Below are 11,228 nucleotides of genomic sequence, written 5' to 3'. Positions count from 1 at the left end.
TGAGCGCTTTTCAGGAAGCGGCGGGCTGCTCCATGGAGTTCAAGGCGAACCCGGAAATCGAAGCGTTGAACGCGCAGATCAAGGGCAACCCGGACCTGCCGCCGCTGGCAGAGCGCCTTCCGTCGGAACCTCTGGTTGTTGTTCCCTATGACAGCATCGGTCAGTACGGTGGCGAACTGAACGCTTTGTCCAACGCGACAGAAGCGGGCACATCCGACTTCCTGTCGGTGCGTCACGTCAACCTCGTGCGCTATTCCGATGATCTTCAGACCATCGTTCCCAACATCGCCAAGTCGTGGTCCTGGAACGACGATTACACCCAGCTGACATTCACGCTGCGCGAAGGCCACAAGTGGTCTGACGGCGCGCCGTTTACCTCGGCGGACGTGAAGTTCTGGCATGACAACATCATGCTCGACACCAATATCTTCGAGCAGGTGCGCGACTACGTGACTGTCGGTGGCGAGACCATGACGGTCGACACGCCGGACGATGTGACGGTGGTCTTCAACCTGCCCGCGCCGAAGCCCGGTCTGCTGACCCACTTCGCGACATCCTATGCGCAGGGCTTCCAGCCCAAGCATTTCCTTGGCCAGTTCCACCCGGACATCAACCCAGACGCCGACAGCTATGCGCAGTCGCTGGGCTTTGAGAATGGCTACGACGCGATCCTTGCTTACTACGGAAACTCGGACTGGACGGACACTCCGTCGCCGATGCTGTCGCGTGCCGACATCGTTGACGGCCTGCCCAAGGCGACCGTGCCGACGCTGGAATCGCACATCTACATCACCGACACGACCGAAGGCCGGAAACTGGTTGCGAACCCTTATTTCCACCAAGTCGACACCACCGGTCAGCAGCTTCCCTACATCTCGACGCAGGACGAGCTGTACATCAACGACAACGAAGTGCGGATCCTCAAGCTGGTGAACGGCGAAGTGGATTACAAATCGCAGTCCGTGCGTCTTGAATCCGCACCGCTGCTTCTGGAAAACCAGGAGAAGGGCAACTACTCGATCCAGCTCAAGCCGACGGTCGGCATGCCGGCGTTCAGCTTCAACTTCACCATCGAAGACGAAGCCAAGCGCGCGCTCTACAACGACATCCGCTTCCGCGAAGCCATGTCGATCGCCATCAACCGCGACGAGCTGAACGAAATCGCGTATTTCGGTCAGGGTACACCGAGCCAGATCGCACCGTTCAACCCGGCACCGGATTTCGTTGATCCGAGCTGGGAAAGCTACAAGGCCGAGTTCGATCCGGACACCGCCAAAGCGCTGCTGGACGAGATCGGCATGGTCGACACCGATGGTGACGGTTTCCGCGAGCTGCCCAACGGCGAAAAGATCACTCTGAACCTGCAATTCTCGACACAGGGTATTGCCGGTGCCGTGGTCGAACTCGTCGGTCAGAACTGGGCCGATGTGGGCGTCCAGACGCAGGTCAAGGAAGTGACGCCGGATGAATATCGCTCGGCACAATCCGCCAACAACCTCGATGTGGGTCTGTGGCAGTATGGTGCACCGCTGGCGATTCACCTGGGCCTCAACAGCTTCTTCCGTCCGCCGTTCGGAACCTACTTCGAACACCGCACCGGGATGCTCTGGGCGGAATGGCTGGACAGCAATGGCGCGTCTGGCGTTGAGCCGCCGGAATGGGCCAAGAAACTGGCTGCCGATATCGACGCGTTCCAGTCGGCAGTGCCGGGTACTGACGCATCCAACGAGCTGGGCGCAGGTCTGGTCGAGAACTTTGTGAGCAACCTGGTCATGATCGGCACGGTGAAAGCACCTGAACCGATCTATGCCAGCAAGAACCTCAAGAACTTCACCGAGTTCAAGACCTGGTCCTATGAATACTACCGGACCTATCCGTACCGCGCGACACAGTGGTGGCTGGACGAATAAGGTCTGCTGATCCTGATGCGGGCGGTCTGTGCCGCCCGCATCCTTTCTCAAGAATGACGGCGGCCTGACCGACACACCGGATCAACCGGGGGCGCAGACGCCATGCAGGGGCATGCTTCATGTTGAATTTTGCGCGCTTTGTGGTGACACGCGCCGTGCTTGCAATGATCACGCTGATCATTGTCTCGCTGGTGGTGTTCTCGCTCATGGAGCTTGTGCCGGGCGATTGCGCAGAGCGCTACCTTGCCTTCAAGAACACCCAAGGGTCCGGGATCTCTGCCGCCGATATAGAAAACGAGCGCATCCGTCTGGGTCTGGACAGGCCGTTCCTCGAACGCTGGGGCAAGTGGATCGTCAATGCGTTCCAAGGTGAATTCGGCGATAGCTGTATCTTGCGTGTGGATATCGCCCAGCTGCTTGGTGACAAGTTCTGGATCTCGCTGGGGCTGTGTCTTGCGTCGCTGCTGTTGGCTTATTCGATTGCCTTGCCCGTCGGGATCATCGCTGCTGCCTCTGACAATGCGATCCTGAACAATTCGCTGCGCCTGTTCAGCTATCTTGGCCTTGCAATGCCGAACTTCCTGCTGGCTTTGATGATTATGTTGTTCTCGACCGTCTACTTCGGGGACACGTTGACGGGCTTGTTTTCCGCCGAATACAGGGACGCACCGTGGAGCGTAGACCGGGTTCTGGATCTGCTCAGCAATGCGTGGCTGCCCATTTTCATCCTCGGCTGGTCGGCCACCGCCTTTGCGTTGCAGACCGTGCGCGCGCTCATGTCTGATGAAATCGGCAAGCTTTATGTCACCGCGGCATCGGCGCGGGGGGTACACGGGCGCAAGCTGCTGTGGAATTATCCGGCGCGTCACGCGCTGGGACCGATCGTCAACAGCCTTGGCTTTGACCTCAACCGTATCTTCAACGAGTTGCCCATTGTGGCGCTGATCCTGACGTTGACTGAAGCCGGGTCGCTTTTGATCGAGGCACTGGCGCGGTCGAACGACCAGCAATTGGCCGGGGCCATCATCTTCCTTCTCACCGCGTCCATCGTGACGCTCAATTTCCTGACGGACGTGTTGCTGGCGGTGCTTGACCCGCGTGTCCGCAAGAGCATCGTGAGGTGACGCCATGACGACGACACCCGATCCCATGAAGCCCAATCTGGCACAGACCACCGGTCCGCATGTTCAGGTGGTGGAAACCGACGCGTCGGTCGAACGCCGGTCGAAAGAGGCCTATTTCACCGCATCGCAGGGCCAGCTGATCTGGGCACGGTTCAAGAAACAGCGCGCTGCGATGATCGCGGCAAGTGTTCTGTTGTTTCTGGTCCTGTCGGGCATCTTTGCGCCGTTCCTGTCGCCCTACAATCCAACCATTGCGGGCAAGAACGATGAATACACCAACGGCGCGCCGCAGATCCCGATGTTCTGCGATACGAATGGCTGTTCTCTGCGCCCCTTTGTTCATGCGGTTGAACGCGAACGGTCGATGGCGACGAATTTCCGCTGGGTGACGACCATCAACGAAGACGAACGCCACTACATCTACTTCTTCGTCGAAGGGTGGGAGTACAAACTCTTTGGTTTCATCCCGATGGATACACATCTGTTCGGTGCACCGGACGGGTTTGTGCACGTTTTCGGAACCGATGATGCGGGCAAGGACATCTTTTCGCGCACCTTCCATGCCATCTGGACCTCGTTGCAGGTGGGCACCATCGGTGTCTTGATCGCCTTTGTCCTCGCCCTCGTGATTGGGGGGATATCGGGGTATTACGGCGGGTGGATCGACTCTGTATTGCAGATGATCACCGATGCGGTGCGAACGGTGCCGGCCATTCCGCTCTTCATGGCGGTGGCGGCGTTCATGCCACCGGAACTGTCTGCCGAAGAACGGTTCTTCTACATCTCATTGATCCTTGGCCTGATCGGCTGGCCCACACTGGCGCGTCGGGTGCGCACGCACCTGTTGACCGAGCGGAACCAGGAATACGTGCTGGCGGCGCAGCTGTGCGGAGCGTCCTCGGGACACGTGATCCGGCGGCACCTGCTGCCGAGCTTTACCAGCTACATCATCGTCGATCTGGTGATCTCGTTCCCCTACATGGTGTTGTCGGAAACCGCGCTGTCTTTCATCGGTCTTGGCCTCAAGGATCCGGTGAACAGCCTTGGCGTCATGCTTCAGAACGTGACCAGCGCCGATGTGCTTCTCAACTATCAATGGTACTTCATCCCGGTGATCTTTTTCATCGCACTGGTGATGGCGTTCGTGTTTGTCGGTGACGGCTTGCGCGACGCGGCAGACCCCTATTCGGACAATAACAAATGACGGCCCTGATCGACGTACAGAACCTGACACTCAAGTTCCGCACCGACGAGGGGCTGATCACCGCTGTCGACAATGTCAGTTTCTCGCTCAACAAGGGCGAGGTGATGGGACTTGTTGGCGAGTCGGGGTCGGGCAAGTCCGTGACGGCCAAGGCGTTGATGCACCTGAACGCTAAGAACGCGGTCTACACGCCCGAAAGCAAAATCACCCTGCACACCGACAAGGGGCCTGTGGACGTGTTGTCCCTGCGCACCCCGCGCGAGTTGAACATCGTGCGCGGTGGGGCGGTGTCGATGATCTTTCAGGAACCGATGGCCAGCTTCGCCCCGGCCATCACCATCGGCAAGCAGATGGTCGAACAACTACAATTGCACGGCGATTACAGCAACGAAAAGGCCAAGCGCTGGTCCATCGAAATGCTGGATCGTGTCGGCATTTCGGACGCGGCCAAGCGGTTTGACCAATACGCGTTCGAGCTGTCCGGCGGGATGCGCCAGCGTGCGATGATCGCGATGGCGCTGTCGACGCAGCCGAAACTGCTGATCGCGGATGAACCGACAACGGCGCTGGACGTGACCATTCAGGCGCAGGTGATCGACCTGATGAAAGACTTGGTGGCCGAGTTTCATATGGGGATCGTGTTCATCACCCACGACCTTGGCGTGGTGGCACAGACCGCCGACAAGGTGAACGTCATGTATCTGGGTCGCATGATCGAAGAAGGCCCGGTGCGCGAGGTCATTCGCAATCCGAAACACCCCTACACCCAAGGTCTGCTGGCCGCGCTGCCCAAGCTGGACGATCTGGATTCGCCCCTGACGCCCGTGCCCGGTGACATCCCGTCGCCGCTTGAACGCCCCACGGGATGTGTGTTCCACACCCGCTGCTCCAAGGTGGTGGGCGATGTGTGCAAGGCGGTTGAACCTGCCGAACGACGGATCGACGCAACCCACAAGGTATCCTGCCACATCTACGACGAGGTGCCCGCATGAGCGATGTTCTGATCCGGGCCAAAGGGCTGTCCGTCGGCTTTCCCATCGGCGGCGGACTGTTCAACAAGCAGATCCTCAAGGCGGTGGACAACGTGTCCCTCGACATCGAAAAGGGGTCGTTCTTTGGCCTTGTCGGGGAAAGCGGGTCCGGCAAGACGACGCTGGGACGTGCCCTTCTCAAGGCCGCGCCGATCACTGCAGGCGGGGCGCATTACAGCGATGGCGAGGTCGATTACGATCTTGAGAAGATCACCAAGGACCAGCTCAGGGATTACCGCAAACGCGCGCAGCTGATCTTTCAGGACCCCTACGCCGCGCTCAGCCCGCGCATGACCGTGCGCGACATCATTGCGGAACCGCTTGAGGTGATGAAGCTGACGAAGAACCGGCAGGAAACAGATGCCCGCGTGCGCGAGATCGCGGCGAAGTGCCGCTTGAACCTTGAACACCTGCGGCGATTTCCCCACGCGTTTTCCGGGGGGCAGCGGCAGCGCATTTCGATTGCTCGGGCGTTGGTTTCGGCACCGAAGTTCATCGTGGCGGATGAAAGCGTCGCGGCGCTGGACGTGTCGATTCAGGCGGATGTGCTGAACCTGCTCAAGCAAATCCAGTCGGACATGGGCCTGACGTTCCTGTTCATCAGCCATGACCTGTCGGTGGTGGCGCATACCTGCGACCACGTCGCGGTCATGTATCTGGGCCGGTTGGTGGAAACGGCGCCGACGCGCAAACTTTTCACGGCACCCCGCCACCCGTACACCAAGGCGCTCTTCTCGGCGATCCCGTCGCTTGACCCGGATGACCGGGGATCGGCGCAAAAGCTGACAGGGGAAATCCCGTCACCGACCAATCAGCCGTCGGGCTGCAAGTTCCACACGCGCTGTCCATTCGTCTTGGACCATTGCAAGCAGGTCGAACCCAAGCTGGAAACGGATGGTACAGGACATGATGTGGCCTGCCATCGGTGGAAAGAACTGATGGCGCCACAGGCCGCGTGATCAGCTGTCGAGGCTTCGTCGCAACGGCGCGTGTGTCAGTGCACGTCTGAGATCAGCCGCCAAAATCGATGCCAGTGCCAATGCACCGCTTTGGCTAAGCCGTGTGGAGGTGATGTAGTCGCTGGACAAGCCGCCCCGTGCTTCGCATCGCGTGCTCGAGCAGAATGCATCCCAGGTGTCCACATAGGCCACTTGACCGTTCGCCGCGAACTGCTGGAACAAGCTGTCCATTGGCTTGTGGCGTTCGGTGACATCGTCGAGGGCAATCACGGTCGACAGCTTTGGCATCCCGAAATACATGCCGACACCGGGAAGGCTGGCGCGCGCAGCGATTTCGGCGTCAAACCGGGGATGTGATGGCACCTGCCGGACTACGGATACCCGGACTCCCCGGTCCGAAAGTAATTTCACTGTGGTTCGAGCTGCATCCGCGACATAGTCGGCCTGCCGCGTCACGTCGAAGGGACTTCCGTCCATCGGGCCAAGGCGGACCTTGGGACGGTTGAACAGCTCGGCATCCGTCACTTCAAGATAATAGGCCCAATCGGCAACAAGCGTGACCTGTCGAATGCTTTTCAGATGCGCAAGCGCCTGAACCACCTGGGCTGATTGCTGGTCGCAGTCCTGACCGGAAATTTCAGTGCTTGCCGACAGGCGGGTTTGAAGGCCATCGAGGGGGACGCAATTCGAGTGCGAGATCATCAAAGTCGGGACATTCGCACGCCGCGCAGCTTCGGCAAAGCCAACCCGCAGCGTATCCAATTGGTGATCGCCCCAAACAAGAACCTGCGGTGGTCCATCGGGTCCAAGCCTGCACACCTCGAGGCCTGCCAAAGGACCGTCCGTTGCCCTTGGGCAGGCAAACGCGGGTTCGCTGTTGTACAAGGCGTGGATATACGCCTGCGCGCTGTCCGGAAAACGCACCTGCAACCCTTGTGTCGCCAGACCGATCAGGCCGTTGATAAACAGCACCGCAGCCACGACGCCGCTTATCACGAATTGGTTCGTTCCCTGTCGCTGTTCGAAATGTTGCCAGATCGTCCACGAAAAGATCGAGACCAGAAGGCAAGGCACGATCAACGCGAGGAAATTCGTATGCGATTGTCCCGAAATACTAAGAGCCGCATTCAGATGTGTCAGGGGCACCGCCCAAAGAAAGGTGTGCAGCACCATTCCGAACCAGCGGCGGCGCATTTCGGACATTTCAGCAACGGAGGCGCGGGGACGACTGCCGAGATACAGGAAGCCAAGGCCCATGGCGATCAGGGCGCGCGCCAGAAGCGTGTCGCCTGCAACCGTGATGACAAGAACTCCTACCAGCACACTGATCACCGCGATCAGCGCGGCATATTCAAGCACGCGAAATCTGTTTCCAAGGATGAAAGGGATTGCGCCGAACAGGAACGCCCATAAGCCACCGATTGGCAGGATTTGAACCACCGGCGTGTCGATCAGCGACAGGATCAACGATATCCCTGCAAGAACGGAAAGGATTGTCAGAAGACGTGTCGGGTTATTTGAAAACCACCAGTACAGCAGGCTGAGAATGACACCGCACTGAGCGATCAGGGCCGGTATCCAGAGGTGGTCAAAAAGACCGTCAAACCGCATGCCCGTCCCTACGGGAAAAAAGGCCTGGCCAAAGTTTGTGGTAAAGGTTGCAGCCATCAAAAGTGCATGGCCCAGTTGTTTGTATTCGTCCGGGAGAAAGATCATCCATCCGACGATGAAAAGCACCAACGCGCAGCAGAGTACGCCGATGAAGTAGGCCTGCAGAACGCAGACCACCTGCTTTTTGAACGTGTCAGCGCCACGGATCAGCTGGTTTGCACACCAGCCGCCAGAGAAAACGAGGATGATGTCTTTGGCAAACGCGTCGGCGCCGAATTGCCCGGCGCCCAAGGCGGCAAGCACAAACGCGAAACCCGCCATCGTGAGAAGAAATTGCCGCAATTCGGACCGCGCGGACTCTGAGTCTCTCAACACGAAGAGGTTCGACAGATGAGGACGAGTGCGGGTTGGCACGGTGACACGACTTTTCAGCGACGGCCCCCACCGTTCGGACACAGATACTCTGTTTGCTCAGGCCCAAGCAACACACAATTGGGAAACAGTGTGTTGGGAAACTTATGGCATTGTTGCGGCAAACGGACTAATTTTTGCCCTGAAAATGTCCGGTTTTTCGGATCGTTTCATGTCGAGGGTCCAGTCATAGACCTCTCGCATCTGCTCGGCCTTCCGCGACCAAAGGAAATAGTCGTCCACCCGTGCCTTGGCATTTCGCGCCAGAGGGGCAAGCGACCTGGGGTTGTCCGACAACCGTGTCAGCGTTTCCCGGAATGCCGCGATGATCGCGTCGCGGTTGCCGCAGGGTACTTTGAAGCCGGTTTCAGAGGTGACGAGTTCGCCGGGACCGGCATAGTCGACGATCACAGGCACCACGCCAAGCGCCATCGCTTCCAGAACCACGCCACCGCCGAATTCGCGGATCGAGGGGAAGCTGAGGATGTGAGACTGGCTCAGGATGGATTGCACCTCGGCATGGGGAATCCACTTGTGGAACGTCAGTCCGGTTTGGCATTCTAGTGACGCGGCTTGCTCCACCAGTTGGCCAAGCATCGGACCGTCGCCGATAATATCAAGCGTCATGCGCCCGCTGCGGAGCAAATCAGCCGCCGCTGCGATCAGCATGTCTGCGCCTTTGTAGGGCACCAGCCGTCCGACAAAGCAGGCTTTGAGAACGTCACCCGTAGGCCGGGCTGTTCTGTTGAAGCGCGTCGGATCAATGCCGTTTTCGGGGATGTAGACGGTCTTATCCTGATACCTCTCGGGGATCTCGCTTTGCGTATGGCGTGATCCCACAACGATGGTCGACGTATGTTTCAGGGCACGGTCGCGTCCGGGCAGATGCTTGTATGCATCCCGCAGATAACTGAGCCATTCCTTCTCGGCACGACGTTCTGCATCAAAATGCTTGGGCCACGGAACGCCACCGTTCAACGGGCCGACGATGAAAGGAACCCCGGCGCGGTCGATCTTTCGGGCGATCGGTGACGAAATCGTCGGGCTCAGCGGGGTGATCCGGTGGACGATGTCGAAGTCACCCGCCTTTATCTGCTGTCCAAATCGCTTCCAGACCAGATGTTCAAACCAAGGGTACATCAGTGCATTGAAGGCTTGCAGCGTGGTCCAGCCTTTGCCTTCGCCCATGCGCAGCTTTTCTGCCACTGCCCAGAGCGGGCGGGCAACAGCCTCGGAATCGATGGCGGTGAAATCCCGCCCTTCGATGAGACCGGCGCGCAGGATCGCGTCCCTGTTGCGCACCTGTGTGACCAGATGAACGTCGGCCACGTCGCGCAAAGCCTGAGCCATGGACCATCCGACAAGCGGGACACTGACCCACTCGGGATTGGCGGCTTCGGCAATGGCCAGAACCCTTGGCCGATGTGATGATGTGGCGGTCATGGTGTCGCGCATTTTCTAGAGGACGGTGCGCCAGACCAGGCGCTCCTTCGGTTCATAGGCACCGCGGCCATTGCGAAGGGTTTCGGCGTAGCCTGTCAATGCCCCGGCCATGAGCCATGTCAACGGAGTTAGTGTTGCGTTCGGAAGCATGTCGAACACGTTGACGGCAAGGATCAGCGACAGCGGAACGATCAGGACTGAATAATCTTCTAACGCCCGATGGCGCGTTTCACGCCAGAGCAGAAAACCGGCAAGACCAGCAAACCGAATTCTGCCAGGAACCCAAGCCACCCCAATTGGCCGATCAGAATGATCCAGCGCCCGTCGGTGATGGTTTCGATCACCCCGTTGGCCGGGTTCATGATCTGGTTACGGTCGTAGTTACCCCACCCGAAAAGCGGCTTTTGCTCTGCGCGTTCCAAGAGGCGGTTTTCATTGGTGAACCGGAATTCAAGCGATGCCGCCCGGTCCGGGTCGATGCTGCCTGCAGCTTCAAGGATTAAGGTCTCGGGAACCAGACCGACACCTTTCAATGCAGGGTAGGTGATCGCAAAGGCCGCAATACAGACCGCAAGCCGCATCTGCCAGCGTGTGCCGAACAGAACGATGGCCGGTATCAATACCGCGGCAAAGAGCCATGCTCCCAGTGATTTTGCCAAGATCAGAACGGCGGTGAGATACAGCGCAATGCAAAGCAGCGCCCATTTCGATCTGATTTTCTGCGTCTTCCAAAGCGCAAACGCGGCAATGATCGAGATCAGCAGAAAGAACGCGGCCCAGATCCCGTGGTAGAGAAACACCATTGGGCGGAAGCCACCGAACCGGATCGTCTGGATGAAGTCGTGTTGGTAGTAGCCGTAGATCCACAGGTTCAACTGCGGCGACAGTCGGATCTCCACCAGCATTGGCAATGAATAGACAAGCCCGCCGATCATGAACGCGTACATCAGATCGCGCTGGTCTTCGGCTTCTGACAGGAACCGTCGCGCGAGAAGGAACGGGATGACCAGCAGGATCTGCTGGATGACGAACCCGATGGAATCCTTGATCGACATGCCCTGAATGAAGAATTCCCCCCAATATATCGGCTGCATGTTTGTCAAAGCAGTGACGATTGGCGAGAAGATGAAGAGGCACAGCAAGCCCACCGCAACAGGCGATCTTGGCAATAAGTGGAAGTCTTTCTGGTATAGCCAAAACCACATGAAGAAGGCGCTGAGTGCTGGGATTGTGTGCTTCGTCAGGGGTGGCAACAGCGGGAAGTCGAAACCGGCAGGTGGTTCCGGCAGGAACAGGTACCCCACGAGCAAGGTCGCGATCACAGCGCGACCGGGCGGCAGTTTCTGAAACAGAACAACTGTCACCAGAGGCCATGTGGCCAGTGCGAGGATTGCCAGAGTTATGGCTGAATCTGGTGTCTGGGCGGTTTGAATGACGGCGGTGCATCTGGTTGGTTTGTTGTTGCGACACAAGCCACCATCCAAAGGAGCACCACCATCATGGACGACGCTACCATCATCGATTTTGCGGGTCGA

General features: G+C 58.6%; 9 protein-coding genes. 6 read left to right on the top strand and 3 right to left on the bottom strand.

The genetic code is table 11. From position 1 onward, the window contains the following. The 5 genes from JJ869_RS18420 to JJ869_RS18400 form a co-directional block, all read left to right on the top strand. Nucleotides 1-1,910, top strand: a 1,910-nt coding sequence (locus JJ869_RS18420) for an ABC transporter substrate-binding protein (protein WP_292269318.1), incomplete at its 5' end; no start/stop codon positions are given. Between the two features lie 119 nt (nucleotides 1,911-2,029). Continuing rightward, the gene (locus JJ869_RS18415; protein WP_292269316.1) at nucleotides 2,030-3,034 is read left to right on the top strand and encodes an ABC transporter permease; all 1,005 of its coding nucleotides are present in this window, start codon (nucleotides 2,030-2,032) and stop codon (nucleotides 3,032-3,034) included. A gap of 4 nt (nucleotides 3,035-3,038) precedes the next feature. After that, complete coding sequence (locus JJ869_RS18410) at nucleotides 3,039-4,238, top strand: ABC transporter permease (protein ID WP_292269314.1); 1,200 nt, start codon at nucleotides 3,039-3,041, stop codon at nucleotides 4,236-4,238. Further along, nucleotides 4,235-5,230, top strand: coding sequence for an ABC transporter ATP-binding protein (locus JJ869_RS18405; protein ID WP_292269313.1), 996 nt, complete (start codon nucleotides 4,235-4,237; stop codon nucleotides 5,228-5,230). The genes JJ869_RS18410 and JJ869_RS18405 overlap by 4 nt, the downstream gene beginning before the upstream one ends. After that, nucleotides 5,227-6,228, top strand: coding sequence for an oligopeptide/dipeptide ABC transporter ATP-binding protein (locus JJ869_RS18400; protein WP_292269312.1), 1,002 nt, complete (start codon nucleotides 5,227-5,229; stop codon nucleotides 6,226-6,228). Before JJ869_RS18405 ends, JJ869_RS18400 begins: the two co-directional genes overlap by 4 nt. Here the strand turns inward: JJ869_RS18400 and JJ869_RS18395 are convergent, their stop codons facing one another. Then, on the bottom strand, nucleotides 6,229-7,839 hold the full coding sequence (locus JJ869_RS18395) for an SGNH hydrolase domain-containing protein (protein ID WP_292269310.1): 1,611 nt from the start codon (nucleotides 7,837-7,839) through the stop codon (nucleotides 6,229-6,231). Nucleotides 7,840-7,905: 66 nt separating this feature from the next. On the opposite strand from JJ869_RS18395, the gene JJ869_RS18390 reads away from it, so the two are divergent. Continuing rightward, nucleotides 7,906-8,202: a hypothetical protein gene (locus JJ869_RS18390; protein ID WP_292269307.1), complete on the top strand. Its 297-nt coding sequence runs from the start codon at nucleotides 7,906-7,908 to the stop codon at nucleotides 8,200-8,202. Between the two features lie 153 nt (nucleotides 8,203-8,355). Here the strand turns inward: JJ869_RS18390 and JJ869_RS18385 are convergent, their stop codons facing one another. Next, the gene (locus tag JJ869_RS18385; protein ID WP_292269304.1) at nucleotides 8,356-9,693 is read right to left on the bottom strand and encodes a glycosyltransferase family 4 protein; all 1,338 of its coding nucleotides are present in this window, start codon (nucleotides 9,691-9,693) and stop codon (nucleotides 8,356-8,358) included. Between the two features lie 209 nt (nucleotides 9,694-9,902). After that, nucleotides 9,903-11,228, bottom strand: a 1,326-nt coding sequence (locus tag JJ869_RS18380) for a hypothetical protein (RefSeq protein ID WP_292269302.1), incomplete at its 5' end; no start/stop codon positions are given.

It is taken from the genome of Marivita sp. (assembly GCF_017643905.1).
Classification (GTDB): domain Bacteria; phylum Pseudomonadota; class Alphaproteobacteria; order Rhodobacterales; family Rhodobacteraceae; genus Marivita.
Note: the sequence above shows the minus strand (reverse complement) of the source record. Positions and strands in the feature narration are given on the sequence as shown.

Bases quoted from the DNA above. Each gene is read 5' to 3' on its own strand.
- JJ869_RS18400 (WP_292269312.1), top strand. From the start codon at position 5,227: ATGAGCGATGTTCTGATCCGGGCCAAAGGGCTGTCCGTCGGCTTTCCC.
- JJ869_RS18395 (WP_292269310.1), bottom strand. From the start codon at position 7,839: ATGCGGTTTGACGGTCTTTTTGACCACCTCTGGATACCGGCCCTGATC.
- JJ869_RS18410 (WP_292269314.1), top strand. From the start codon at position 3,039: ATGACGACGACACCCGATCCCATGAAGCCCAATCTGGCACAGACCACC.
- JJ869_RS18415 (WP_292269316.1), top strand. From the start codon at position 2,030: ATGTTGAATTTTGCGCGCTTTGTGGTGACACGCGCCGTGCTTGCAATG.
- JJ869_RS18390 (WP_292269307.1), top strand. From the start codon at position 7,906: ATGGCCCAGTTGTTTGTATTCGTCCGGGAGAAAGATCATCCATCCGAC.
- JJ869_RS18405 (WP_292269313.1), top strand. From the start codon at position 4,235: ATGACGGCCCTGATCGACGTACAGAACCTGACACTCAAGTTCCGCACC.
- JJ869_RS18385 (WP_292269304.1), bottom strand. From the start codon at position 9,693: ATGACCGCCACATCATCACATCGGCCAAGGGTTCTGGCCATTGCCGAA.